General features: G+C 68.6%; 22 protein-coding genes. 13 read left to right on the forward strand and 9 right to left on the reverse strand.

All coding sequences use genetic code 11. From position 1 onward, the window contains the following. The first annotated feature begins 19 nt into the window (after window positions 1-19). From murJ to trxA, 6 genes are all read left to right on the forward strand, one after another. The gene (murJ, locus tag KUM38_RS19735) at window positions 20-2,341 is read left to right on the forward strand and encodes a murein biosynthesis integral membrane protein MurJ (RefSeq protein ID WP_217130723.1); all 2,322 of its coding nucleotides are present in this window, start codon (window positions 20-22) and stop codon (window positions 2,339-2,341) included. Between the two features lie 141 nt (window positions 2,342-2,482). Then, window positions 2,483-4,204, forward strand: coding sequence for a protein kinase family protein (locus KUM38_RS19740; protein ID WP_217130724.1), 1,722 nt, complete (start codon window positions 2,483-2,485; stop codon window positions 4,202-4,204). Window positions 4,205-4,235: 31 nt separating this feature from the next. Further along, window positions 4,236-4,961, forward strand: coding sequence for an RNA polymerase sigma factor SigM (gene sigM, locus KUM38_RS19745; protein WP_217130725.1), 726 nt, complete (start codon window positions 4,236-4,238; stop codon window positions 4,959-4,961). Next, a complete protein-coding gene (locus KUM38_RS19750) occupies window positions 4,958-5,860 on the forward strand; it encodes an anti-sigma factor (RefSeq protein ID WP_217130726.1) in 903 nt (300 codons plus the stop codon). The genes sigM and KUM38_RS19750 overlap by 4 nt, the downstream gene beginning before the upstream one ends. 236 nt (window positions 5,861-6,096) lie before the next feature. Beyond that, on the forward strand, window positions 6,097-7,065 hold the full coding sequence (trxB, locus tag KUM38_RS19755) for a thioredoxin-disulfide reductase (protein WP_217130727.1): 969 nt from the start codon (window positions 6,097-6,099) through the stop codon (window positions 7,063-7,065). A 41-nt stretch (window positions 7,066-7,106) separates the two neighbouring features. After that, a complete protein-coding gene (gene trxA, locus KUM38_RS19760; RefSeq protein ID WP_217130728.1) occupies window positions 7,107-7,448 on the forward strand; it encodes a thioredoxin in 342 nt (113 codons plus the stop codon). Window positions 7,449-7,532: 84 nt separating this feature from the next. Here trxA and KUM38_RS19765 read toward each other — a convergent pair whose 3' ends face one another. The 9 genes from KUM38_RS19765 to rpmH all read right to left on the reverse strand — a co-directional run bounded on the left by KUM38_RS19765 (window position 7,533) and on the right by rpmH (window position 14,522). Next, window positions 7,533-8,150, reverse strand: coding sequence for a GNAT family N-acetyltransferase (locus tag KUM38_RS19765; protein WP_217130729.1), 618 nt, complete (start codon window positions 8,148-8,150; stop codon window positions 7,533-7,535). 328 nt (window positions 8,151-8,478) lie between these two features. Further along, entirely contained in the window at window positions 8,479-9,561 is a 1,083-nt protein-coding gene (locus KUM38_RS19770) for a ParB/RepB/Spo0J family partition protein (RefSeq protein ID WP_217130730.1), read from the reverse strand. Next, window positions 9,558-10,634, reverse strand: coding sequence for a ParA family protein (locus KUM38_RS19775; RefSeq protein WP_217130743.1), 1,077 nt, complete (start codon window positions 10,632-10,634; stop codon window positions 9,558-9,560). The genes KUM38_RS19770 and KUM38_RS19775 overlap by 4 nt, the downstream gene beginning before the upstream one ends. Window positions 10,635-10,996: 362 nt before the next feature. Then, window positions 10,997-11,713 carry a 16S rRNA (guanine(527)-N(7))-methyltransferase RsmG gene (gene rsmG / locus KUM38_RS19780; RefSeq protein ID WP_217130731.1) on the reverse strand — a complete coding sequence of 239 codons (717 nt, stop codon included), beginning with the start codon at window positions 11,711-11,713 and terminating at the stop codon, window positions 10,997-10,999. Between the two features lie 122 nt (window positions 11,714-11,835). Next, the gene (locus KUM38_RS19785) at window positions 11,836-12,348 is read right to left on the reverse strand and encodes a R3H domain-containing nucleic acid-binding protein (protein WP_217130732.1); all 513 of its coding nucleotides are present in this window, start codon (window positions 12,346-12,348) and stop codon (window positions 11,836-11,838) included. Window positions 12,349-12,363: 15 nt separating this feature from the next. Beyond that, window positions 12,364-13,617: a membrane protein insertase YidC gene (gene yidC / locus KUM38_RS19790; RefSeq protein WP_217130733.1), complete on the reverse strand. Its 1,254-nt coding sequence runs from the start codon at window positions 13,615-13,617 to the stop codon at window positions 12,364-12,366. Between the two features lie 3 nt (window positions 13,618-13,620). After that, a complete protein-coding gene (gene yidD / locus KUM38_RS19795; protein WP_217130734.1) occupies window positions 13,621-13,995 on the reverse strand; it encodes a membrane protein insertion efficiency factor YidD in 375 nt (124 codons plus the stop codon). Beyond that, window positions 13,992-14,363, reverse strand: a complete 372-nt coding sequence (gene rnpA, locus KUM38_RS19800; protein ID WP_217130735.1) for a ribonuclease P protein component — start codon at window positions 14,361-14,363, stop codon at window positions 13,992-13,994. The genes yidD and rnpA overlap by 4 nt, the downstream gene beginning before the upstream one ends. Window positions 14,364-14,384: 21 nt before the next feature. Continuing rightward, window positions 14,385-14,522, reverse strand: a complete 138-nt coding sequence (gene rpmH, locus KUM38_RS19805) for a 50S ribosomal protein L34 (RefSeq protein WP_003956500.1) — start codon at window positions 14,520-14,522, stop codon at window positions 14,385-14,387. 391 nt (window positions 14,523-14,913) lie between these two features. Between rpmH and dnaA the strand changes: the two genes are divergently transcribed. The 7 genes from dnaA to gyrA form a co-directional block, all read left to right on the forward strand. Next, on the forward strand, window positions 14,914-16,845 hold the full coding sequence (gene dnaA, locus KUM38_RS19810; RefSeq protein WP_217130736.1) for a chromosomal replication initiator protein DnaA: 1,932 nt from the start codon (window positions 14,914-14,916) through the stop codon (window positions 16,843-16,845). An 890-nt stretch (window positions 16,846-17,735) separates the two neighbouring features. Next, window positions 17,736-18,866, forward strand: a complete 1,131-nt coding sequence (gene dnaN, locus KUM38_RS19815; protein ID WP_030857039.1) for a DNA polymerase III subunit beta — start codon at window positions 17,736-17,738, stop codon at window positions 18,864-18,866. 241 nt (window positions 18,867-19,107) lie between these two features. Then, window positions 19,108-19,983 (forward strand): phosphogluconate dehydrogenase (NAD(+)-dependent, decarboxylating), encoded by an 876-nt coding sequence (gnd, locus tag KUM38_RS19820; RefSeq protein ID WP_217130737.1) that lies wholly within the window; start codon window positions 19,108-19,110, stop codon window positions 19,981-19,983. 73 nt (window positions 19,984-20,056) lie between these two features. Further along, the gene (gene recF, locus KUM38_RS19825) at window positions 20,057-21,178 is read left to right on the forward strand and encodes a DNA replication/repair protein RecF (RefSeq protein ID WP_217130738.1); all 1,122 of its coding nucleotides are present in this window, start codon (window positions 20,057-20,059) and stop codon (window positions 21,176-21,178) included. Beyond that, the gene (locus tag KUM38_RS19830; protein ID WP_217130739.1) at window positions 21,175-21,717 is read left to right on the forward strand and encodes a DUF721 domain-containing protein; all 543 of its coding nucleotides are present in this window, start codon (window positions 21,175-21,177) and stop codon (window positions 21,715-21,717) included. The genes recF and KUM38_RS19830 overlap by 4 nt, the downstream gene beginning before the upstream one ends. Window positions 21,718-22,149: 432 nt before the next feature. Next, window positions 22,150-24,210, forward strand: a complete 2,061-nt coding sequence (gene gyrB, locus KUM38_RS19835; RefSeq protein WP_217130740.1) for a DNA topoisomerase (ATP-hydrolyzing) subunit B — start codon at window positions 22,150-22,152, stop codon at window positions 24,208-24,210. 42 nt (window positions 24,211-24,252) lie between these two features. Next, window positions 24,253-26,070: DNA gyrase subunit A (gene gyrA, locus KUM38_RS19840; RefSeq protein WP_217130741.1), on the forward strand; the 1,818-nt coding region annotated here is incomplete at its 3' end.

The raw sequence follows: 26,070 nt of genomic DNA on the forward strand, positions 1-26,070 counted from the left end.
ACGATGAGGTGGGGTAACCATGAACGCGCCGTACGACGGTGACCGCGGCCATGCCGCGGGCAACTCGGGCCATCCCGAGTCGGACCCCCCGCAGGGTCCGCCGCCCGGGCACGACCAGGTGCCGCAGCCGCCCGCCGACCCGTACCTCCAGGACGCCTACGCCCAGGATCCCTACCGGGCACAGGACCTCACCGCCCAGGACCCGGTCGCCGAGGCGCTCTACGACCGCGCCGCGCACCCGCCGCCCCCTCCCGGCGCCTACCCCCCTCAGCAGCCGCTGTACGGGCAGCCGCCCCAGTCTCCGTACGCTCCCGACCCGCGGGTGTGGGCCCAGACCCCCGCGCCGGAGCCGGACGGACCGACGCAATACCTGCCGTACGGCGACGACCCGCGCACCACACAGTTCGTGGGCGTGGACGACCTGGTCGGCCAGGCCGGGGACCAGCGACATGAGCCGGACGCCTTCGCCCATCTGTTCCGCGACCAGCAGCAGAGCGGCGCCTTCCCCGACCAGCAGGGTGGCGGGTACCCCCAGCAGTACGGCGGCGGACACCCGGCCCATCCGCCGGTGAGCGGACCGCAGCCCTACGCCCCCGCACCGGTGCCGGGCCCGGCAGCCCCGACGCCCGGCCACTACGCGGGAGCCACGCCGCCTCCCGCCGCGGAGGCCCCCGTACCCGAACCGGCTCCCGCCCCCGCCCCGAAGAAGGGCGGCCGGGCCGGGGGACTGCTGAAGTCGAGCGCCGTGATGGCGGCGGGCACGATGGTGTCCCGTCTCACGGGGTTCATCCGGTCCGCGATGATCGTCTCGGCACTCGGTCTCGCCCTGCTGGGCGAGTCCTTCCAGATCGCGTACCAGCTACCGACGATGATCTACATCCTGACCGTCGGCGGCGGCCTCAACTCCGTCTTCGTGCCCCAGCTCGTGCGAGCGATGAAGGACGACGAGGACGGGGGCGAGGCCTACGCCAACCGTCTGCTGACGCTCGTGATGGTCGCCTTGGCCGCGCTCACCGCCCTCGCGTGGCTGGCCGCGCCCTTCCTGGTGCGCGCCCTGTCGGTCCCGGTCGCCGACGACCCCGCGGCCAATGACGTCGCTGTCACCTTCACCCGCTTCTTCCTGCCCTCGATCTTCTTCATGGGCATTCACGTGGTGATGGGTCAGATCCTCAACGCGCGCGGCCGGTTCGGCGCGATGATGTGGACCCCGGTCCTGAACAACATCGTCATCATCGTCACGCTCGGCACGTTCATCTGGGTCTACGGCACCGCCGCGGACTCACAGATGAAGGTCACGAACATCCCTCCGGAGGGACTGCGGCTGCTGGGTGTCGGCGTCCTGCTCGGACTCGTCGTCCAGGCCCTGGCGATGATTCCGTACCTGCGCGAGACCGGATTCCGTATCCGTCTGCGCTTCGACTGGAAGGGCCACGGGCTCGGCAAGGCAGCCATGCTCGCCAAGTGGACCATCCTGTTCGTCCTCGCCAACCAGGCGGGCGCACTGGTGGTCACCCAGTTGGCCACCGCGTCGGTCAAGGACACGAACATCGACGGCACCGGCTTCAGTGCCTACTCCAACGCCCAGCTGATCTGGGGTCTGCCCCAGGCCATCATCACCGTCTCCTTGATGGCCGCTCTCCTGCCGCGCATCTCACGCTCGGCGGCCGAGGGCGACGCCGGTGCCGTCCGGGACGACATCTCCCAGGGCCTGCGCACCACGGCCGTCGCCATCGTGCCGGTCGCCTTCGGCTTCGTCTCGCTCGGCATCCCGATGTGCACGCTGATGTTCGGTGCCTCGGGTACCGAAGCGGCCACCAACATGGGCTACATGCTGATGGCCTTCGGCCTCGGCCTGATCCCCTACTCCGTGCAGTACGTCGTCCTGCGGGCCTTCTACGCGTACGAGGACACCCGAACCCCCTTCTACAACACGGTCATCGTGGCCGCGGGCAACGCGATCGCCTCGGGCATCTGCTACTTCGTGCTCCCGGCCCGCTGGGCCGTGGTCGGCATGTCCGCCTCCTACGGCCTGGCCTACGTGATCGGTGTCGGCGTCGCCTGGCGCCGGCTGCGCAAGCGGCTGGGCGGGGACCTGGACGGCTCCAGGGTGCTGCGGACCTACGCACGGCTGTGCATCGCCTCCGTTCCCGCCGCACTGCTCAGCGGCGCGGCCTGCTACGGGATCGTGCGGACGCTCGGCCAGGGCGTCCTGGGCTCCTTCGCGGCACTGCTGGCCGGTGGGGCCGTACTGTTCGGAGTCTTCTTCGTGGCCGCCCGCCGGATGCGGATCGAGGAAGTCAACTCGCTGGTCGGTATGGTGCGCGGACGCCTTGGACGTTGAGCCAAGGGGTAGGCGCACAACCATCGTCAGCCACTGTGTGTCGTGCATAGCGGCGGACTGTGGGCACAATTGGTCTCGGCGTCGAACGGCGCGCGACGGACGCCGGCCGACGCGCATGGGATGGGGAGGCAGGGAACGACGGTGGCCGAACGGAGCACAGCTGCCGTCGACGTGGCAGACAACAGCGGTGAGCAGCCGCTGACCGCACAGGCGGACCAGTCCACGGCCGACGGGGTGGCCCAGAACCGGGAGCGGGACACGGACAACGACGAGGCACAGGAGAGCACCGGGGCCGACGGTTCCGCGATGACCTCGCCACCCGAACTGCACAGCGGTCACAAGCTCGCCAGGCGCTATCGCCTCGAGGAGTGCGTCACCCGTCTGGACGGGTTCAGCAGTTGGCGTGCCGTGGACGAGAAGCTCCGCCGTGCCGTCGGCGTGCACATCCTGCCCGCGGATCACGCGCGCGCCCGGTCGGTCCTGGCCGCGGCCCGCTCCTCCGCCCTGCTGGGCGATCCGCGCTTCGTCCAGGTCCTGGACGCCGTCGAGGAGAACGACGTCGTCTACGTCGTGCACGAGTGGCTCCCCGACGCCACCGAACTGACGACGCTCCTGGCGGCCGGCCCGCTGGAGGTGTACGACGCCTACCAGATGGTCAGTCAGGTCTCCGCCGCCATGGCCGCGGCCCACCGCGAGGGCCTCGCCCACCTGCGGCTGAACCCCAACGCGGTCCTGCGCACCTCGACCGGCCAGTGGCGCATCCGCGGCCTCGCGGTGAACGCGGCGCTGCGCGGCATCAGCTCCGACACCCCGCAGCGCACCGACACCGAGTCCATCGGCGCCCTGCTCTACGCGGCGCTCACCCAGCGCTGGCCGTACGAGAACGACGCCTATGGCATGTCCGGTCTACCGAAGGACATCGGGCTGATCCCGCCCGACCAGGTGCGCGCCGGTGTCCACCGCGGGCTGTCCGAGCTGGCCATGCGCGCGCTGGCCAACGACGGCGCCACGGCCTCGCGCCACGAGTCGGCGTGCACCACGCCCGAGGAACTGGTGAAGGCGATCGGCGAGATGCCCCGCATCCGCCCGCCGGAGCCCGCGTTCACGACCCCGCCCGAGTACCAGCGCACCACCTATCAGCAGGGCACCTACGGCCGGTCGGCACCGCACCCCGGCGTCACCCAGCCGGTGCCGGCTCCGCCTCCCCCGTTGCAGAGCCGCACGGGCAAGGCGCTGAAGTGGGCCGTCTCGGCCCTGCTGATCGCCGCGCTGGGCCTGGGCAGCTGGCAGCTCGCGGACGCGCTCCTGGAGCAGGACAAACAGTCCGACGACACCAACCAGACACAGACGACGGACGGCGACGACAAGAGCGACGACAATCCCAAGCCGGCCAAGCCGCTCGGCATCGAGGGCGCCCAGGAGTACGTGGCCGAGGGAGACGCCCAGCATCCGGAAGACGTGAACCTGACGTACGACGACAGCACATCGACGGGGTGGCGGACCAACAGCTACAGGGACGGTCCGAAAATAGTGATCAAGCCCGGAGTCGGCATCGTCTACGACCTCGGCTCCGACCAGGAGGTGTCGGCCGCGACGCTCTCCCTGCGGTACGGCGGTGATCACACCACCGTCAAGCTGTACGCCACCGACTCGCTGGACTCGTCCACACCCCTGAGCTCGATGAAGGAGCTGGGCGAGGCGACGACGAGCAGCACTTCCGCGAAGGTGACGGTCGACAAGCCGGTGAAGAGCCGCTACGTGTTGGTGTGGCTGACCGCGATGCCGTACTCCGGCCAGGATTCCGTCAACTACAGCCAGCCCGGCTACAAGCAGGCCATCACCGATATCGAAATCCTCGGCTGACAGCTCGCCGCATCCCAGGGGAGGGGGTCCGATGGCAGACGACAGCACCTACGGCAACGTCAGTGATCAGGACCTCCTCGCCCGCCATGTGGAGGGCGACCCCGAGGCCTTCGGTGAGCTCGTACGCCGGCACCGTGACCGGCTGTGGGCCGTGGCCCTCCGGACGCTCGGTGACCGCGAGGAGGCCGCTGACGCCGTCCAGGACGCCCTCGTCTCCGCCTACCGGGCCGCCCACACCTTCCGCGGCCAGTCGGCCGTCACGACATGGCTGCACCGGATCACGGTGAACGCCTGCCTCGACCGCGCCCGCAAGGCGGCCTCCCGCAAGACCGCTCCGGTCGACGACACGGAACGTCTGGAGCAGTTGCTCGAACCCCACGAGTCCGCCTCCGCGCCCGCGGAGCGCAACGATCTGCACCGCCAGCTCATCGAAGCCATGGGCACCCTCCCGCCCGATCAGCGGGCCGCGCTCGTCCTCGTGGACATGCAGGGCTATCCGGTCGCCGAAGCCGCCCGCGTCCTCGATGTACCCACCGGCACGGTGAAGAGCCGCTGTGCACGGGGCAGAGCCAGACTCCTGCCCCTGCTCGCTCATCTACGGCCGGACGGCCCCGGTGAGAGCAAGAAACAGGGTGAGGGACGGAACCGGACGCAGGGGACGCCCGTCCCATCCGCAGCGGACCCGCGGCAAGCGGATCCGCCGGACCCAGGATCGAACGACCCGGCTGCAGTGAAGGGCGGAGGTGGGCGAGCGTGACGTCGACGACAGACATGGCCGAGCACCCGGACGTCGCGGAGATCTCCGACCTGACCGAAGGGCTCCTCCCGTCCGCCCGGAGCGCCGACGTGCGCCGGCATCTGGACGAGTGTGCGCTCTGCGCGGACGTCCATGCCTCGCTCGAGGAGATCCGTGACCTGCTCGGCACGGCGCCGGGCCCGCCCCGTATGCCCGCCGAGGTGGCGGGCCGCATCGACGCCGCACTGGCCGCGGAAGCCCTGCTGCACGCCACGGCACCGGAGCCCGAGGCTGCCGGGGAACCCGACGCCTCCGACGACGAGACCGCGCATGTTTCACGTGAAACATCGACGTCCCAGGACCGGCCGGCCGGGCGCCCCCGCTCCACCACGACCGGACCGGGACGCAAGGGCCGCCTGCGCGGCGGGCGCCGCCGGATCGCCGTCCTGGGGACCGTCTTCACGGTCGCCGCTCTGGGACTCGGGTCGGCGGTGCTGTCCTCCATGGACGACGGCACCGGTCAGGACGAGGGGCCCCGGACGGCCGCCTCGGACACCTTCTCCGAGGGGAAGCTGGAGAAGCAGGTCACCGATCTCCTCGCACAGAGCCAAGGAGAGATGAAGGGCTCGAGCACCGCGCACACCTTCGGGTCGCAGTCGGAGTCCGACGCCGTCAGTCCCCGGGTCCTCAAGGATTCCGTGGTGCCGAAGTGCGTCAGTGACGGCATCGGCCGCAACGACACCGCACTCGCCACCAAGAAGGGCACGTACAAGGGGAAGGAAGCGATGCTCGTCGTGCTTCCCGACGCCTCGGACGACACCCGTGTGACCGCGTACGTCGTCGAGGCGACCTGTGTGGACAACCCGTCCGCGGCCGCCACGGCGAAGGTTCTGCTGAAGCACTCCTACACGCGCTCCTGACGACCGACACCCACGCTCCTGAAACCCGTCCGCACGCGCGCCTGACGACCGGCGCTTCGTCTTCCTCCTGAGTGGTATCCCGTACGGCGTGCGCTTCTCCCTGCCGGAAGCGGGCCGTGCCCGTGTGCCCGGGCACGGCGGGAATGCGCGCCCCTTAGGATCCGTTGGACGGGAGGAGAGTTCCGAAAGAAGCTCCCCCGGTCGACCGACGCAGTCCAGAGACGAGGAATCAAGCCGTGAGCGACGTCCGTAACGTGATCATCATCGGCTCGGGGCCCGCCGGCTACACGGCGGCGCTCTACACCGCCCGTGCGTCGTTGAAGCCCCTCGTGTTCGAGGGCGCTGTCACCGCCGGCGGCGCGCTGATGAACACCACCGAAGTCGAGAACTTCCCCGGCTTCCAGGACGGCATCATGGGCCCCGAGCTCATGGACAACATGCGGGCCCAGGCGGAGCGCTTCGGTGCCGAGCTCGTCCCGGACGACGTGGTCGCCGTCGATCTGACTGGTGAGATCAAGACCGTCACGGACACCGCCGGCACGGTCCACAAGGCGAAGGCCGTCATCGTCACCACCGGCTCGCAGCACCGCAAGCTCGGCCTGCCCAACGAGGACGCCCTCTCCGGCCGCGGTGTCTCGTGGTGTGCCACCTGTGACGGGTTCTTCTTCAAGGACCATGACATCGCCGTGATCGGCGGGGGCGATACCGCGATGGAGGAGGCCACCTTCCTCTCCCGCTTCGCCAAGTCCGTGACGATCGTCCACCGCCGTGACACCCTGCGCGCCTCCAAGGCGATGCAGGAGCGTGCCTTCGCCGACCCGAAGATCTCGTTCGTCTGGGACAGCGAGGTCGCCGAGGTCCAGGGCGACCAGAAGCTCTCGGGTCTGAAGCTGCGCAACGTCAAGACCGGCGAACTCTCCGACCTGGCGGTGACCGGCCTGTTCATCGCGATCGGCCACGACCCGCGCACCGAGCTCTTCAAGGGCCAGCTGGAGCTGGACGAGGAGGGTTACCTGAAGGTCGAGGCGCCCTCGACGCGCACGAACCTCACCGGTGTCTTCGGTGCCGGTGACGTGGTCGACCACACCTACCGCCAGGCGATCACCGCGGCCGGTACGGGCTGTTCCGCCGCCCTCGACGCCGAGCGCTTCCTCGCCGCTCTCGCGGACGAGGAGAAGGCCGAGCCCGAGAAGACCGCTGTCTGACCCCCACCCGCCCCACGCACCAACCAGTTAAGGAGCCCGCTGTGGCCGGCACCCTGAAGAACGTGACCGACGACTCCTTCGAGCAGGACGTCCTCAAGAGCGACAAGCCCGTCCTGGTGGACTTCTGGGCCGCCTGGTGCGGTCCGTGCCGTCAGATCGCTCCGTCCCTCGAGGCGATCGCCTCCGAGTACGGGGACAAGATCGAGATCGTCAAACTGAACATCGACGAGAACCCGGCCACGGCCGCCAAGTACGGCGTCATGTCCATCCCGACCCTGAACGTCTACCAGGATGGCGAGGTCGCCAAGACCATCGTCGGCGCCAAGCCGAAGGCCGCGATCGTCCGCGACCTCGAGGAGTTCATCACCGTCACCAAGGGATGACCGACCGCCTCACCGGCGGCGCGTGTTTCACGTGAAACACGAATGGGCCGACCCACCTGGGTCGGCCCATTCGTATGAGGACCATCAGAGAGGCCGCAGCGCCGGCTCCTTCTGCACCGCTCCGAGCAGCCGGTCCAGCGCCATCTCGACGTCTTCCCTCCAGGAGAGCGTCGTCCTCAGCTCCAGTCTCAGCCGAGGATAGGTGGGGTGCTGTCGAACCGTCTTGAAACCCACGGCCAGCAGATGGTCGGCGGGCAGGACACAGGCCGGTTCTTTCCAGCGGGCGTCGCCGAACGCCTCGATCGCTTTGAAGCCCCGGCGCAGCAAGTCCTTGGCCACCGTCTGCACCATCACCCGGCCCAGCCCTTGCCCCTGATACCCCGGCATGATGAACGCGGTCATCAACTGCACCGCATCGGGCGACACGGGGCTGGTGGGAAATGCCGCGGAGCGTGGCACATAGGCGGGTGGAGCGTAGAGCACGAAGCCCACGGGGACGTCATCGACGTAGACGATCCTTCCGCAGGATCCCCAGTCCAGGAGGACGGCCGAGATCCACGACTCCTTCTCGACCGCCGACGTGCCCGCCTTTACCGCTGCCTCGCCGCTGACGGGGTCGAGTTCCCAGAAGACGCACGAGCGGCAGCGCTGGGGGAGATCCGGAAGGTTGTCCAGCGTGAGCGGTACGAGCCGACGGCCCATGAAGGCTGTTCCTCGCTTCCTTCGCCCGCTGCCTCGCGGGCGGCTGTCAGAGCGCTCCGTTCCCTGAGCAGGCTACCGATGAAGCCGCTGACGGCTCCCACCCCCAGCCCCGCGCTCACCAGTCCGGTGCGGCTCGTCATTCGCATGGCCCCTGCCTTGCTCTCAGAGGTACTGCCGGGTGGATGCGCCCTGTCCGAACGCATCGTATCCATGAAGCGATTCCATCGATACCGCCAAAAAGCAAAGGGCGGGCCGTGTTCCGGTACACACCGGAACACGGCCCACCTCTGGTCACCCCATCAGCCGCTCAACCGAACCCGCCGAGGGGTCAGGACTCGCTCTCCACGGATTCGTCGTCCACCAGGCTCTTCTGCAGAACGGGTCCCTCACCCGGAGCAAGAGTTCCGAGGATGCGCTCGAGGTCCTCCATGGAGGCGAACTCGACGGTGATCTTGCCCTTCTTCTGCCCCAGGTCGACCTTCACCCGCGTCTCGAAGCGATCCGAGAGACGCGTCGCCAGATCCGTCAGCGCCGGGGAGACAAGAGCTCCGGCGCGCGGTCCCTTGGACCGCTGCACCTTCTCGGGGTGTGAACCCATCAGGGTCACGATCTCCTCGACCGCCCGCACCGAGAGCCCTTCGGCCACGATCCGGTGGGCCAGCCGGTCCTGCTCCTCGGCGTCCTCGACGGACAGCAGCGCGCGTGCGTGTCCGGCGGACAGCACACCGGCAGCCACCCTGCGCTGAACGGTCGGGGACAGCTTCAGCAGACGCAGCGTATTGGACACCTGCGGCCGGGATCGGCCGATGCGGTCCGCCAGCTGGTCGTGCGTGCAGTTGAAGTCCTTCAGCAACTGGTCGTAGGCGGCGGCCTCTTCCAGCGGGTTCAGCTGAGCACGGTGCAGGTTCTCCAGCAGTGCGTCCAGGAGGAGCTTCTCGTCCTCCGTGGCCCGCACGATCGCCGGGATCGCCTCGAGTCCCGCCTCATGGCAGGCCCGCCACCGGCGCTCACCCATGATGAGCTCATAGCTCGCGGGGCCCACCTGCCGTACGACGACCGGCTGGAGGAGACCGACCTCCTTGATGGAGGTGATGAGCTCGGACAGCGCATCCTCGTCGAAGACCTCACGCGGCTGCCGGGGGTTCGGCGTAATGGCATCGAGAGGGATTTCAGCGAAGTACGCGCCCATGGGAGGTGCGGGTACGGCTGCAGTGCCGTGAACCGAAGCCTCTTCCGTTTCACGTGAAACAGTCGGCAGCGTGGCTCCACGCTCGTTCGGCAGCATCGACACCACCGAAGGAGACGGGGAAGCAGCGCCGCTCACCGCGGGCGGTGTCGCCGCCTTCTCTGTCGGGGGAGCAGGGATCAGTGCGCCGAGACCACGGCCCAGCCCTCTCCGTCGCTCGCTCACTGGACGCCCTCCACCATGCTCGGATCATTCTGCTGTACGCCGAGGTGAGCCTGTGATGCGTCATAGCTGACGCCGACGCCCCTCAGCGCGATCTCTCGTGCCGCCTCGAAGTAGGAGAGGGCACCACTTGATCCAGGATCGTAAGTCAGCACCGTCTGCCCATAGCTCGGCGCCTCCGAGATACGGACGGAGCGGGGGATGCTCGTCCGTAGTACCTCGTCGCCGAAGTGGGTGCGCACCTCGTCCGCGACCTGCGACGCGAGGCGCGTCCGGCCGTCGTACATGGTGAGCAGGATCGTCGATACGTGCAGGGCGGGGTTGAGGTGCCCCCGCACCAGGTCGACATTGCGCAGCAGCTGCCCCAGCCCTTCCAGCGCGTAGTACTCGCACTGGATCGGGATCAGGACCTCCCGACCGGCCACCATCGCGTTGACCGTCAGCAGGCCGAGCGAGGGCGGGCAGTCGATGAGGATGTAGTCCAGCGGCTGCTCATACGCCTGGATCGCCCGCTGCAGCCGGCTTTCCCGCGCCACCAACGACACCAGCTCGATCTCCGCGCCGGCGAGATCGATCGTGGCGGGTGCGCAGAAGAGCCCTTCGACATCGGGGACCGGCTGGACGACCTCCGCGAGCGGCTTGCTCTCCACCAAGACGTCGTAGATGGAGGGGACTTCCGCGTGGTGATCGATGCCCAGGGCCGTGGACGCATTTCCCTGGGGGTCAAGGTCGATCACCAGGACGCGGCTGCCGTGCAGAGCGAGCGACGCGGCAAGATTGACGGTGGTCGTCGTCTTACCGACACCGCCCTTCTGGTTGGCGACCACGATGACGCGGGTCTGCTCGGGCCGTGGCAGGCCCTCACCGGCTCGCCCCAGAGCCTCCACCGCCAGTTGGGCAGCACGACCGATGGGAGTGTCGTCCATCGGAGGCGGTGTTTCACGTGAAACATCCGCTCCCGTCGACTCGGTACGGGGACCGGGGACCGGATCGGTCATCGGTCCCGCGATGTTGGCGTCGGACCGCAAGGATTCACTCTCCTCGACTTCAGGCTCGCTATGAACAGAGCCTCCCATGCCTTCGGGGTCGCGAACCAGTGAGCCCTGACCTTCTGTGGAGAAATCCACCTCTGTGGACAACTCCATACCCCTTGAGGAGGCCGGTGTCTCGTCGGGAACAGAAGCCTCTCCGAGCGAACCGAGAGGCTTCCGGTCACGGGGTTCGGCCGCAGCGCGGCCCCGACTGATGATGCCGTGCAGCAGTGAGCGATGTTTCACGTGAAACACGATGCACAGCGGCCGAGGCGGCACTGCCGCGACACTCCGGCCTGCATGGGTTCGGCAGCTTGTGTGGAGTACGTCCGGCTCTCAGGACGGACCCCGCTCCGTCGGACCGTACTCCGACGATTCGGTAATCGTCGGCTCAGCCCCGCTCGCTCTCAACGGCGGCGCCGAGCCCGTCCCGTACGAGCAGCCTTCGCGCGCTTCGCCGCGAACCGCACACCGCCCGGGCTCTCCCCTACCTCGACCCGCACCACCGTGGACATCGGATCCACGACGCCCTCGCCCACATGCACGATGGACGTCTCCACGGCACCGAGCTTGCTCAGTGCCGTCGCCGCGCTCTTCAGCTCCTCCTCGGCGGTGTCGCCCTTGAGCGCCAGCATCTCGCCGTAGGGCCGCAGCAGGGGAATGCCCCATGTGGCCAGGCGGTCGAGCGGGGCCACGGCACGAGCGGTCACCACATGCACCGGAGGGAGCTTCCCCATGACCTCCTCGGCCCGGCCACGCACGACCGTCACGTGGTCCAGTCCGAGCAGCTCGACGACCTCGGTCAGGAAATTGGTACGCCGGAGCAGCGGCTCCAGCAGAGTGATCTTGAGGTCCTCCCGGACCAGCGCCAGGGGGATACCCGGCAGGCCGGCACCCGAGCCCACATCGCACACCGTCACGCCCTCGGGTACGACCTCCGAGAGCACCGCGCAGTTCAACAGATGCCGCTCCCACAGGCGGGGCACCTCGCGCGGCCCGATCAAGCCGCGCTGCACGCCCGCCTCGGCGAGCAGCTCCGCGTACCGGACCGCGTCCTCGAAGCGATCGCCGAACACTTCACGTGCTTGCTCGGGCGCGGGGGGAAGCTCCGCTGCCTCCGTCACGGGGGACCGTCCTTCCGTACCGTGCCGGCACCGGGCGCCGACACCAGAACCACAGAACTATCAGGCTGACAAAGTTCGGCCCCGTCTGCGCAACAGACGGGGCCGGTGGAACGTAGAACCGATCAGGCGGGAAGCACGACGACGAAGCGCTGCGGCTCCTCGCCCTCGGACTCGCTGCGCAGGCCGGCCGCCTTGACCGCGTCGTGCACGACCTTGCGCTCGAACGGCGTCATCGGGTCCAGCTTCACGGCCTCACCGCTGCTCTTGGCCTCGGCCGCGGCCTTGGCACCCAGCTCGGACAGCTCGGTCCGCTTCTTGGACCGGTAGCCGGCGATGTCGAGCATGAGACGGCTGCGGTCCCCGGTCTCCCGGTGCACGGCCAGACGCGTGAGCTCCTGGAGCGCCTCCAGCACCTCACCGTCACGGCCCACCAGCTTCTGCAGGTCACGGCTGTCCGTGTCGCTGATGATCGAGACGGAGGCTCGGTCGGCCTCGACGTCCATGTCGATGTCGCCGTCGAGGTCGGCGATGTCGAGCAGACCCTCCAGATAGTCCGCCGCGATCTCGCCCTCCTGCTCCAGGCGGGTCAGGGTGTCTGTGCCCTCGGCAGCGGCGGAGGTGGTGCCTTCCGTCACGGGATGGTCTCCTTCTTACTTCTTGGACGGGGACTTGGGCCGCTGCGGACCCTTGCGCTGCCCGGACTGGGCCCTGCTGCGGGTACTGCCGGCAGGCTTGGCGTTGTCCTTCTTGGCAGGGCCGGCGGGCTTGGCGTCCTCAGGCTCCTCGGACTTGGTCAGCGAGGTGGGCTCACCGGCCGCCTTGGCCGTACCGGACTGGCGCTTGGCCTTGGTCTGCCGCTTGGGCTGCTGCCGCTTGGCGGCGGCGACCTCCTCGGCCTGGGCCGCGGCCGTGTTCTCGCTCTTGATCACCGTGCCGTCGGCCTGGGCCGCGAGGCCCGCCTTGTTCAGACCGTTGACGAACTTGCGCTCGTACTCGTTGCGGTCCCGGCCCTTCGCGACGATGGCCTTGACGATGGCCCGCTCACCGCGGCTGCGGGTCCTGCCGTGCTTGGCGACGTGGTGGGAGAGTCGCTCCAGGTACGCGGCCTGTGCCTTGGAACCCGGCGTGGGGTTGTTGCGGATGACGTACATCTGCTGGCCCATGGTCCACACGTTGGTGGTCAGCCAGTAGACGAGGACACCGACCGGGAAGTTGATGCCGAAGACGGCGAAGATGATGGGGAAGACGTACATCAGCATCTTCTGCTGCTGCATGAACGGCGTCTTCACCGTGGTGTCGACGTTCTTCGTCATCAGCTGGCGCTGCGTGTAGAACTGCGACAGCGACATCAGGACGATCATGATGGCCGTGACGACGCGGACATCGGTCAGCGAGGAGTTGAGCGCCTCGACCTTGTCCGAGCTGTCCGTGAACTTCGCCGCGAGCGGGGCACCGAAGATGTGGGCCTTCTGCGCGCTCTCCAGCAGCCGATCGTTGATCACACCGACGGTGTCGTTCGACGCGATGCTGTTGAGCACGTGGTAGAGGGCGAAGAAGAACGGCGACTGCGCCAGGATGGGAAGGCACGAGGAGAGCGGGTTGGTACCCGTCTCCTTGTACAGCTTCATCATCTCTTCGGACTGGCGCTGCCGGTCGTTCTTGTAGCGCTCCTGGATCTTCTTCATCTCCGGCTGGAGCGTCTGCATCGCGCGCGTCGCCTTGATCTGCTTCACGAAGAGCGGGATCAGGCAGATACGGATCAGAATCACCAGGGACACGATCGACAGGCCCCAGGCCCACCCGGTGTCAGGGCCGAAGACGGCGCCGTACACCTTGTGGAACTGGACGATGACCCAGGAGACAGGTGTCGTGATGAAGCTGAAGAGGCTGGCAATCGTGTCCACTAATCATGCTCCTTGGGCATGGGACGAGGTCTCTGCGGCCGGGCTCGAAGGACTCGTCGGACCTGCGGGAGAGATCCGTCCCTCGATGGCCGGTTCGGCGGCGGAGGTCCCGCCCCTACGTGCACGCCAGGCGTCACGCAGCATTTCGTGCCACCGCGGACGCTTGCGCGGAGGGACGTGGTCCACACCACCCAGCGACCACGGATTGCACCGGAGGATGCGCCAGGCCGTGAGCGCTGTGCCCTTGACGGCACCGTGCCGGTCGATGGCCGTGTAGCCGTAGTGGGAACACGACGGGTAGTACTTGCACACCGGCCCCAGCAGCGGACTGATCGTCCACTGGTAGATCTTGATCAGAGCCAGCAGCGGGTACTTCATCGCGCGCCCCCTCCCAGTAGCCGCCGCAGGGCGGTGTCCAGGTCTCGGGCCAGTTGTGCATGGTCGGCGTCACCCGCACCGGGCAGCGCTCGTACGACTACCAGGCTACCGGGGGGCAACTGGTCGACTCGCTCGCGCATCAGATGGCGAAGCCTGCGCTTCACCTTGTTGCGCACCACCGCGCCACCCACGGCCTTGCTCACGACGAAACCCGCACACGGCGGGGGAGCGCTCTCCCCAGGCGCATGCGGGTCCGTGGCACCGCTACGAAGATGGACGACGAGATGCCGGCTTCCTGCCCGGCGCCCTCGTCGTACCGCGGTCGCGAAGTCCTCGCGCCGCCTCAGCCGGTTCTCGGTGGGCAGCACGACGGCATGACCTGACCGGGATCAGGCGGACAGACGGGCGCGACCCTTGCTACGGCGGGACGCGAGAATCGCGCGGCCGGCACGGGTGCGCATACGCAGCCGGAAGCCGTGGGTCTTGGCGCGACGACGGTTGTTCGGCTGGAAGGTGCGCTTGCTCACTCGGGGGCTCCAGAAAGACTCGGTGTTTGCGGGGTGCCGTCCTGGCTGTCACCGTGCGCCCACGAGTAGCTCGCGTTACGCCCGAGTGCACCGCTGACCGATCACCTTGCGTGATCTGTGCCCATCGGAGGCAGGCGGCAGCAGCCATCGACAACTCGACCTGGTCACGGTACGCGCGACTGCGCCATTCGGTCAAACCGGCGACGACTGGGAGACACTTGTCCACAGCCTGGGGACAACAACTTGAACCGTACCGGCCGCGCTGACTACCGTGGCTTGACTCCGATTCGTTCCCTTGACGATTCCTTCTCTTGACCCTCCACCACCCGATTTACATCCCGACCCGTCCTTCGCATCACACGATCGAAGGACCTGTGAGAGAGCGTGCCCTGTGGCTGACGTACCTGCCGATCTTGCCGCAGTGTGGCCACGCGTACTGGAGCAGCTCCTCGGAGAGGGCCGCGGACAGGGGGTCGAGGTCAAGGACGAGCACTGGATCCGGCGCTGCCAGCCGCTGGCACTCGTCGCCGACACCGCGCTGCTCGCCGTGCCCAACGAGTTCGCGAAGGGCGTGCTCGAGGGCCGCCTCGCCCCCGTCGTCAGCGAGAGCCTGAGCCGCGAGTGCGGACGCCCGATCCGCATCGCGATCACCGTCGACGACACCGCCGGCGAGCCCTCGCCCCCACCGGCGCCCCGTCCCCAGCCGCGCTACGAGGAACCCGAGCTCCCGGCTGTCCGCCAGGACCGCCCCGAGCGCCTCGAGCGACCGGACCGGCAGGAGCGCGAGCCGTACGAGGGATACGACGGCTACGAGGGATACGGACGCCGCCGCACCGACCAGCAGCAGGGCCCCTCCGGTGACCAGCTGCCCACCGCCCGGCCCGCCTACCCCTCGGAGTACCAGCGTCCGGAGCCCGGTGCCTGGCCGCGGCCGGCGCAGGAGGAGTACGGCTGGCAGCAGCAGCGCCTCGGCTTCCCGGAGCGGGACCCGTACGCCACACCCCCGCAGGACGCCTACGGCCCGCAGGACGGCTACAGCGGCAACCCGCCCGTACAGGACTACCGTCCGCAGCCCGTGGACCGGCCGTCGTACGACCAGCAGCGCCCCGACTACGAGACGTCACGCGGCGACTACGACCAGCGCGACGCCATGCGCCGCGAACTGCCCGACACCCCCTCCGGCTCCGGACACGTCCACCGCGGCGGCCCCGTGGGCCCCAACCTGCCCACCACCGGCGCGCCCGGCCCGCTGGCGGCACAGCCGGCACCGGCGGCCGGCCCCGGTGAGCCGACCGCGCGGCTGAACCCGAAGTACCTCTTCGACACGTTCGTCATCGGCGCGTCCAACCGCTTCGCGCACGCGGCCGCGGTCGCCGTCGCCGAGGCGCCGGCGAAGGCCTACAACCCGCTGTTCATCTACGGGGAGTCCGGGCTCGGCAAGACCCACCTGCTGCACGCGATCGGGCACTACGCGCGGAGCCTGTATCCCGGCACGCGCGTGCGGTACGTGAGCTCGGAGGAGTTCACCAACGAGTTCATCAACTCCATCCGCGACGGCAAGGGCGACAGCTTCCGCAAGCGGTACCGCGAGATGGACATCCTGCTCGTCGACGACATCCAGTTCCTGGCGGACAAGGAGTCGACGCAGGAGGAGTTCTTCCACACCTTCAACACGCTCCACAACGCCAACAAGCAGATCGTGCTCTCCAGCGACCGGCCGCCCAAGCAGCTGGTCACGCTGGAGGACCGGCTGCGGAACCGTTTCGAGTGGGGTCTGATCACCGACGTCCAGCCGCCGGAGCTGGAGACGCGCATCGCGATCCTGCGCAAGAAGGCGGTGCAGGAGCAGCTCAACGCCCCGCCGGAGGTGCTGGAGTTCATCGCCTCCCGGATCTCGCGGAACATCCGCGAGCTGGAGGGCGCGCTGATCCGGGTGACGGCGTTCGCCTCGCTCAACCGGCAGCCGGTGGACCTGGGCCTGACGGAGATCGTCCTCAAGGACCTCATGCCCGGCGGTGACGACTCGACGCCGGAGATCACCTCGACGGCCATCATGAGCGCCACGGCCGACTACTTCGGCCTCACGGTCGAGGACCTGTGCGGCAGCTCCCGGGGCCGCCAGCTGGTGACGGCCCGGCAGATCGCCATGTACCTGTGCCGCGAGCTGACGGACCTGTCGCTGCCGAAGATCGGTGCGCTGTTCGGCGGCCGCGACCACACCACGGTGATGCACGCCGACCGGAAGATCCGCAATCTGATGGCCGAGCGGCGCTCCATCTACAACCAGGTCACCGAGCTCACCAACCGCATCAAGGCCGGCTGAACGGCCCGCACAGGCCCGGCCGACTTCGTCGAGGGCGTCCCCGGAGCGATCCGGGGACGCCCTTCTTCGTGTCCCGGGGCACCTCGCCTCTTCGTGGAGCCCCCGGCACTGTTCGATTCCGGAGCCGGGTTACGGCCTTCCTCCACAGATTCGGTGACTTTTTCCCGTCCACATCCTGGGGACCGGGAAGTTGTCCCGATCTTGTCCACAGGGCAGCCTGTCGAGAGGTCATCGGGCCAGGTCAGTGGGCTGTGGATACGTGGACGAACGATCTCCACAGGCTGTGGACAACTCGGAGACCCACAGCCTGGGCATCGAGTTGTCCACGGGTAGCCCACAGGCGGGAGGCCGTTGTCCCCAGTGATCGACCGGTTCTCCACATGACTGTCCACTGTTCGGCAACATGACGCGCCTTTTCACCGGGGCGAGTGAAAGGCGTCACATCGGGCTGCCGCAGGGGCCTGTGGGAAAGACCCGCAAACCTGGGGACGGAGCTGGGGAGAACTCGCCTCTCCCTGTGTACGGGATGTGCAGAACTTTCCGTTCTCCACAGAGACGCCCAGTTGTCCACGGCCTCCGCCCACAGGCCCCGTGGACAAAATATCCAGGCTGACCTGCGGAAACAGGGTTATCCACGGTATCCACAGGCCCTACTACTACTCCCAACTAGAGAGAGCGAGGAATTCGTTTCGAAGAGGGTCCTGTGCACAACTCGCTGTCTCGGCCCCGGCTGCCACTCGTCACGACTTGACCCCGAGGGGCACCTACTGTCAGTGCGGTGCGTCAGACTGGTCCCCGGTGTCCTTCCCCTCCCAGGGGCTGACGACACCGAGTCAGACGACGAAGCCAGGCAGGGCGAGAAGCGCCGGCAACAGCAGGAGGCGGCAACAGTGAAGATCCGGGTGGAACGCGACGTACTCGCGGAGGCAGTGGCCTGGGCGGCGCGCAGCCTCCCGGCCCGTCCGCCGGCCCCTGTCCTCGCCGGCCTGCTCCTGAAGGCCGAGGACGGCCAGCTGAGCCTGTCCAGCTTCGACTACGAGGTCTCCGCGCGGGTGTCGGTGGAGGCGGAGGTCGAGGAGGAGGGCACGGTCCTCGTCTCGGGCCGTCTGCTGGCCGACATCTCCCGCGCCCTCCCCAACCGGCCGGTGGAGATTTCCACAGACGGTGTACGGGCGACGGTGGTGTGCGGCTCCTCGCGGTTCACCCTCCACACACTGCCTGTGGAGGAGTACCCGGCCCTGCCGCAGATGCCGAACGCGACGGGCACGGTCCCCGGCGAGGTCTTCGCCTCCGCCGTGCAGCAGGTCGCCATCGCGGCCGGCCGCGACGACACGCTGCCCGTGCTCACCGGCGTGCGCATCGAGATCGAGGGCGACACCGTCACGCTGGCCTCCACCGACCGCTACCGCTTCGCGGTCCGCGAGTTCCTGTGGAAGCCGGAGAACCCGGAGGTCTCCGCGGTCGCCTTGGTGCCCGCCAAGACGCTCCAGGACACTGCCAAGGCGCTGACCAGCGGTGACCAGGTGATCCTGGCGCTGTCCGGCTCGGGCGCGGGCGAGGGCCTGATCGGCTTCGAGGGTGCCGGCCGCCGTACCACCACGCGCCTGCTGGAGGGCGACCTCCCGAAGTACCGCACGCTGTTCCCGACCGAGTTCAACAGCGTCGCCGTGATCGAGACCGCCCCCTTCGTGGAGGCCGTCAAGCGCGTGGCCCTGGTCGCCGAGCGCAACACCCCGGTGCGGCTGAGCTTCGAGCAGGGCGTGCTCATCCTGGAGGCCGGTTCCAGCGACGACGCACAGGCTGTGGAAAGGGTCGACGCCCAGCTGGAGGGCGACGACATCTCGATCGCCTTCAACCCGACGTTCCTGCTGGACGGTCTGAGCGCCATCGACTCCCCGGTGGCCCAGCTGTCCTTCACCACGTCCACCAAGCCGGCGCTGCTCAGCGGCCGTCCGGCGGTGGACGCGGAGGCGGACGATGCCTACAAGTACCTGATCATGCCGGTGCGGCTCAGCGGCTGAGACGCACCCGCCGCACCCGCCGCAGCGGCTGCAGCGGCTGCCGGGGGTGTGAGGGTTGCCCTCACACGATCGCAGCATGCCGGTGCGGCTCGGCGGCTCAGCGTCGTCCCGAGCAAAGCCGCAGGTGAGGGCTACGTGTGAGCGCGTATGCCCACAGATGTGCGCGGGCGTCCGGGTTTAGGCTCGGACGCCGGCACGTACGTGCCGTCACGCCACGTCGCATACCTAAGGATCACAACTGATGGAGCTCGGTCTCGTCGGCCTCGGCAAGATGGGCGGCAACATGCGCGAGCGGATTCGCCGCGCGGGTCACACCGTCCTCGGATACGACCGCAACCCGGACCTCGCCGATGTCCACAGCCTGCGGGAGCTTGTGGACAAGCTCAGCGGCCCCCGTGTGGTGTGGGTGATGGTTCCGGCGGGTGAGCCGACCCAGTCCACGATCGACGAGCTCGCCGAGCTGCTCGAGCCGGGTGACGTCGTCGTGGACGGCGGCAACTCCCGCTGGACGGACGACGAGAAGCACGCCGGCGAGCTGGCGGCCAAGGGCATAGGCTTCGTCGACTGCGGCGTCTCGGGCGGCGTCTGGGGCCTGGAGAACGGCTACGCGCTGATGTACGGCGGCGACAAGGAGAACGTCGCCAAGGTGCAGCCGGTGTTCGACGCCCTCAAGCCGGAGGGTGACTTCGGTTCGGTGCACGCGGGCAAGGTCGGCGCGGGCCACTTCGCGAAGATGGTCCACAACGGCATCGAGTACGCCATGATGCAGGCCTACGCCGAGGGCTGGGAGCTCCTGGAGAAGGTCGACTCGGTGACCGACGTCCGCGAGGTGTTCCGCTCCTGGCAGGAGGGCACCGTCATCCGCTCCTGGCTGCTCGACCTCGCGGTGAACGCCCTGGACGAGGACGAGCACCTGGACGGGCTCCGGGGTTTTGCACAGGACTCCGGTGAGGGACGCTGGACCGTGGAGGCCGCCATCGACAACGCGGTCCCGCTGCCGGCGATCACCGCCTCGCTGTTCGCGCGGTTCGCCTCGCGTCAGGAGGACTCGCCGCAGATGAAGATGATCGCGGCGCTGCGGAACCAGTTCGGCGGCCACGCGGTCGAGAAGAAGTAGTCCACAGGGCACGTCCCGTATCCACAGGACCGCGCGGCGGTCCACAACGCCGGGGGAGGTCGGCGGAACGACCATGCACGTCACGCATCTGTCGCTGGCCGACTTCCGGTCCTATCCCCGGGTCGAGGTCCCGCTCGACCCGGGGGTGACGGCCTTCGTCGGGCCCAACGGGCAGGGCAAGACGAATCTGGTCGAGGCGGTCGGCTATCTCGCCACCCTCGGCAGCCACCGGGTCTCCTCCGACGCCCCGCTGGTCCGGATGGGTGCCGACCGCGCGATCGTCCGGGCCCAGGTGCGTCAGGGCGAGCGGCAGCAGCTGATCGAGCTGGAGCTGAACCCGGGCCGCGCCAACCGCGCCCGTATCAACAGGTCCTCGCAGGTCAGGCCCCGGGACGTGCTGGGGATCGTCCGTACGGTGCTGTTCGCGCCCGAGGACCTGGCCCTGATCAAGGGCGACCCCGGTGAGCGGCGCCGCTTCCTGGACGAGCTGATCACCGCGCGCTCCCCGCGCATGGCCGGTGTCCGCTCCGACTACGACCGGGTGCTGAAGCAGCGCAACACGCTGCTGAAGTCGGCCGCGCTGGCGCGCCGGCACGGCGGCCGCACCCTGGACCTGTCCACGCTCGACGTGTGGGACCAGCACCTGGCGCGTGCGGGTGCCGAGCTCCTGGCGCAGCGGCTGGATCTGATCGGCGCGCTCCAGCCGCTGGCCGACAAGGCGTACGAGCAGCTCGCGCCCGGCGGCGGGCCGGTCGCCCTGGAGTACAGGCCGTCCGCGCCCGGCGAGGCGCATACGCGCGAGGACCTGTTCGAGCAGCTGATGGCCGCTCTCGCGGAGGCGCGCAAGCCGGAGATCGAGCGGGGCGTCACCCTGGTCGGTCCGCACCGCGACGATCTGCTGCTCAAGCTGGGCCAGCTGCCCGCCAAGGGCTATGCCTCCCACGGTGAGTCCTGGTCGTACGCGCTGGCGTTGCGGCTGGCCTCGTACGACCTGCTGCGGGCGGAGGGCAACGAGCCGGTGCTGGTGCTCGACGACGTCTTCGCCGAGCTGGACGCGCGGCGGCGCGAGCGGCTGGCCGAGCTGGTGGCGCCCGGCGAGCAGGTTCTGGTGACCGCGGCGGTCGACGACGACGTGCCCCATGTGCTGGCGGGCGCGCGGTTCGCCGTGGCCGAGGGGGCGGTGGAGCGCGTATGAGCGGGTCGGACACGCCTCCGGGCGGTGCCGGCAAGGCCCCGGAGCCGTCCGGTGTCGACCTGGCGCGTGTGGCGTTGCGCGCGGCCAGGGAGGCGGCACGCGCGCGGGGGGACGCGGCGCAGCAGCGGAAGCAGGCGCGGCGCGGTGGCCTGCGCTCCGGGGCGCGCGCCGACCGGCGTGATCCGATGGCGCTCGGCCCGGCGATCAACCGGTTGCTCGCCGAGCGCGGCTGGGAGGCCCCGGCCGCGGTGGGCGGGGTGATGGGGCGCTGGCCGGAGATGGTCGGGGAGGACGTGGCCAAGCACTGCGAGCCGGAGCGGTACGACGAGGACGAGCGGGTGCTGGTCGTGCGCTGTGACTCCACGGCGTGGGCGACGAATCTGCGGTTGCTCGCGCCGACTCTGGTCGCGCGTCTGAACGAGGACCTCGGACACGGCACCGTGCGGCTGATCAAGGTCGTCGGCCCCGGTGGTCCCGCCCGTCGCTTCGGGCCCCTGCGCGCTCCTGGAAGCACGGGTCCCGGGGACACGTACGGGTGACCCGGCGCCCGTTTCGGGCCCTTCGGTCACACGTGATGGACATCACAACACGGGTCTCGGTGGTGCCGTTCCGCCGTCGGTGCCCGTTTCGTCGTGGCACCGCACACGGTTGCGAATCACCACCTGACTCCTAAGTAGCCAAGGGTTGACGGCCCGAAGCGCTGAGTGCCCTCGTGGGGCTCCTGGAGCCCCCATCCGCATATCGGGAGTCGGACGAGACCGGTTGAGGGCGGCACATGCGGACTCAGGTGCCCGCAAACCCCCATCGATGTCAGTGCTACCGGTAGAATGGAAGACAATCCCGCCCCGCACGTGGGGACCGCCCGGGAAAAGCTGAGCAACGCTGATCAAGGCTTACCAACGCAACATGCCGCAGCCGCTCCGGCAACCTGCCGACGAGCCCGGCTCGTGCTGTGCCAGAAAGGGCGCTTCGTGGCCGATTCCGGCAACCCCAACGAGAACATCCCGTCCACCGACACCGGCGTGAACAGCGCGGCGAGCACCTCGGGCAACGAGGTCACCGCCTCGTACGACGCCAGTGCCATCACCGTCCTCGAGGGTCTGGACGCGGTCCGCAAGCGACCCGGTATGTACATCGGTTCCACCGGTGAGCGAGGACTGCACCACCTGGTGCAGGAGGTCGTCGACAACTCGGTCGACGAGGCGCTGGCCGGTCACGCGGACACCATCGACGTCACGATCCTCGCCGACGGCGGCGTGCGGGTCGTCGACAACGGACGTGGCATCCCGGTCGGCATCGTCCCCTCCGAGGGCAAGCCGGCCGTCGAGGTCGTGCTGACGGTCCTGCACGCGGGCGGCAAGTTCGGTGGCGGCGGCTACGCGGTCTCCGGCGGTCTGCACGGCGTGGGCGTCTCCGTCGTGAACGCCCTGTCGACCAGGGTGTCCGTCGAGATCAAGACCGACGGCCACCGCTGGACGCAGGACTACAAGTTGGGCGTCCCGACGGCCCCGCTCGCCAAGCACGAGGCCACGGACGAGCACGGCACCTCGGTCACCTTCTGGGCCGACCCGGACATCTTCGAGACCACCGACTACTCCTTCGAGACGCTGTCGCGGCGCTTCCAGGAGATGGCGTTCCTCAACAAGGGCCTGCGCATCAACCTCACCGACGAGCGCGAGTCGGCGAAGGCCACGGCCGGGGCGGACGAGGCGGGCGAGGACGAGAAGTACGAGGTCAAGAGCGTCTCGTACCACTACGAGGGTGGCATCGTCGACTTCGTGAAGTACCTCAACTCCCGCAAGGGGGAAGTGGTGCACCCCACCGTGATCGACCTCGAGGCGGAGGACAAGGACAGGAACCTGTCCCTCGAGCTCGCGATGCAGTGGAACGGCGGCTACAGCGAGGGCGTGTACTCCTTCGCCAACATCATCCACACCCACGAGGGCGGTACGCACGAAGAGGGCTTCCGCGCGGCGCTCACCTCGCTCATCAACAAGTACGCGCGGGACAAGAAGCTGCTGCGCGAAAAGGACGACAACCTCACGGGCGACGACATCCGCGAGGGTCTGACCGCGATCATCTCGGTCAAGCTGAGCGAGCCGCAGTTCGAGGGCCAGACCAAGACCAAGCTGGGCAACACCGAGGTGAAGACCTTCGTCCAGAAGGTCGTCTACGAGCACCTCAACGACTGGCTGGACCGCAACCCCAACGAGGCCGCGGACATCATCCGCAAGGGCATCGCGGCGGCCACCGCGCGGGTGGCGGCCCGCAAGGCGCGCGACCTGACCCGCCGCAAGGGCCTGCTGGAGTCGGCGTCGCTGCCGGGCAAGCTGTCCGACTGCCAGTCGAACGACCCCACCAAGTGCGAGATTTTCATCGTCGAGGGTGACTCCGCCGGCGGTTCGGCCAAGTCCGGCCGCAACCCGCAGTACCAGGCGATCCTCCCGATCCGCGGCAAGATCCTCAATGTCGAGAAGGCGCGCATCGACCGGATCCTGCAGAACCAGGAGATCCAGGCGATGATCTCCGCGTTCGGCACGGGTGTGCACGAGGACTTCGACATCGAGAAGCTCCGCTATCACAAGATCATTCTGATGGCGGACGCCGACGTCGACGGCCAGCACATCAACACCCTGCTGCTGACCTTCCTGTTCCGCTTCATGCGGCCGCTGGTCGAGGCCGGACACGTGTACCTGTCCCGTCCGCCGCTCTACAAGATCAAGTGGGGCCGGGACGACTTCGAGTACGCGTACTCCGACCGTGAGCGTGACGCGCTGATCGAGATGGGCCGTCAGGCCGGCAAGCGCATCCGCGAGGACTCCGTCCAGCGCTTCAAGGGTCTCGGCGAGATGAACGCCGAGGAGCTGCGCGTCACCACGATGGACCAGGAGCACCGGGTCCTCGGCCAGGTCACCCTGGACGACGCCGCCCAGGCCGACGACCTGTTCTCGGTCCTCATGGGCGAGGACGTCGAAGCCCGCCGCGCGTTCATCCAGCGCAACGCCAAGGACGTCCGCTTCCTCGACATCTGAGTCGGTCTCAGCTGACCGCACCAGGAAGGACCTTCACCAGCAATGACCGACGAGAACACTCCTGTGACGACGCCCGAGGGTGACGCCCTGGCGATGCGCGTCGAGCCCGTCGGGCTCGAGACGGAGATGCAGCGCTCCTACCTCGACTACGCGATGTCCGTCATCGTCTCGCGCGCGCTGCCGGACGTCCGTGACGGCCTCAAGCCCGTGCACCGCCGCGTGCTGTACGCCATGTACGACGGCGGCTACCGCCCCGAGCGCGGCTTCTACAAGTGCGCCCGCGTCGTCGGCGACGTCATGGGCAACTACCACCCGCACGGCGACACCTCCATCTACGACGCCCTGGTGCGCCTCGCCCAGCCCTGGTCGATGCGGATGCCGCTCGTCGACTCCAACGGCAACTTCGGCTCGCCGGGCAACGACCCGGCGGCGGCCATGCGGTACACCGAGTCGAAGATGGCGCCGCTGGCGATGGAGATGGTCCGTGACATCGACGAGGAGACCGTCGACTTCACGGACAACTACGACGGCCGCTCCCAGGAGCCGACCGTCCTGCCGGCCCGTTTCCCGAACCTGCTGATCAACGGCTCGGCCGGCATCGCGGTCGGCATGGCGACCAACATCCCGCCGCACAACCTGCGCGAGGTCGCGGCCGGCGCCCAGTGGTACCTGGAGAACTTCGAGTCCTCGCACGAGGAGCTGCTGGACGCGCTCATCGAGCGCATCAAGGGCCCCGACTTCCCGACCGGCGCCCTGGTGGTCGGCCGCAAGGGCATCGAGGAGGCGTACCGCACGGGCCGCGGCTCGATCACCATGCGCGCGGTGGTCGAGGTCGAGGAGATCCAGAACCGCCAGTGCCTGGTGGTCACGGAGCTGCCCTACCAGACCAACCCCGACAACCTCGCGCAGAAGATCGCCGACCTGGTGAAGGACGGCAAGATCGGCGGCATCGCCGACGTCCGCGACGAGACGTCGTCCCGGACCGGTCAGCGCCTGGTCATCGTGCTGAAGCGGGACGCGGTCGCCAAGGTCGTCCTGAACAACCTCTACAAGCACACCGACCTGCAGACCAACTTCGGCGCCAACATGCTGGCCCTGGTCGACGGCGTGCCGCGCACGCTCTCCCTGGACGCGTTCATCCGCCACTGGGTGACGCACCAGATCGAGGTCATCGTCCGCCGTACGCGTTTCAGGCTGCGCAAGGCCGAGGAGCGGGCGCACATCCTGCGCGGCCTGCTGAAGGCCCTGGACGCCATCGACGAGGTCATCGCGCTGATCCGGCGCAGTGACACCGTGGAGATCGCGCGCGGGGGCCTGATGGACCTCCTGGAGATCGACGACATCCAGGCCAACGCCATCCTCGAGATGCAGTTGCGCCGACTGGCCGCCCTGGAGCGCCAGAAGATCGTCCAGGAGCACGACGAACTCCAGGCGAAGATCAACGAGTACAACGAGATCCTCGCCTCCCCGGTCCGCCAGCGCGGCATCGTCAGCCAGGAGCTGGCCGCGATCGTCGAGAAGTACGGCGACGACCGCAAGACGAAGCTGATCCCCTACGAGGGCGACATGTCCATCGAGGACCTGATCGCCGAGGAGGACATCGTCGTCACGGTCACGCGCGGCGGCTACATCAAGCGCACCAAGACCGACGACTACCGGGCCCAGAAGCGCGGCGGCAAGGGGGTGCGCGGCGCGAAGCTCAAGGAAGACGACATCGTCAACCACTTCTTCGTGTCCACCACCCACCACTGGCTGCTGTTCTTCACCAACAAGGGCCGGGTCTACCGGGTGAAGGCCTACGAGCTGCCCGACGCCGGCCGGGACGCGCGCGGACAGCACGTGGCGAACCTGCTGGCCTTC

The sequence above is a fragment of the Streptomyces sp. AC558_RSS880 genome, assembly GCF_019049255.1.
Lineage (GTDB): Bacteria > Actinomycetota > Actinomycetes > Streptomycetales > Streptomycetaceae > Streptomyces.

Bases quoted from the DNA above. Each gene is read 5' to 3' on its own strand.
- murJ (WP_217130723.1), top strand. From the start codon at position 20: ATGAACGCGCCGTACGACGGTGACCGCGGCCATGCCGCGGGCAACTCG.
- sigM (WP_217130725.1), top strand. From the start codon at position 4,236: ATGGCAGACGACAGCACCTACGGCAACGTCAGTGATCAGGACCTCCTC.
- KUM38_RS19765 (WP_217130729.1), bottom strand. From the start codon at position 8,150: ATGGGCCGTCGGCTCGTACCGCTCACGCTGGACAACCTTCCGGATCTC.
- KUM38_RS19775 (WP_217130743.1), bottom strand. From the start codon at position 10,634: ATGGGAGGCTCTGTTCATAGCGAGCCTGAAGTCGAGGAGAGTGAATCC.
- yidD (WP_217130734.1), bottom strand. From the start codon at position 13,995: ATGAAGTACCCGCTGCTGGCTCTGATCAAGATCTACCAGTGGACGATC.
- gnd (WP_217130737.1), top strand. From the start codon at position 19,108: ATGGAGCTCGGTCTCGTCGGCCTCGGCAAGATGGGCGGCAACATGCGC.
- recF (WP_217130738.1), top strand. From the start codon at position 20,057: ATGCACGTCACGCATCTGTCGCTGGCCGACTTCCGGTCCTATCCCCGG.
- KUM38_RS19830 (WP_217130739.1), top strand. From the start codon at position 21,175: ATGAGCGGGTCGGACACGCCTCCGGGCGGTGCCGGCAAGGCCCCGGAG.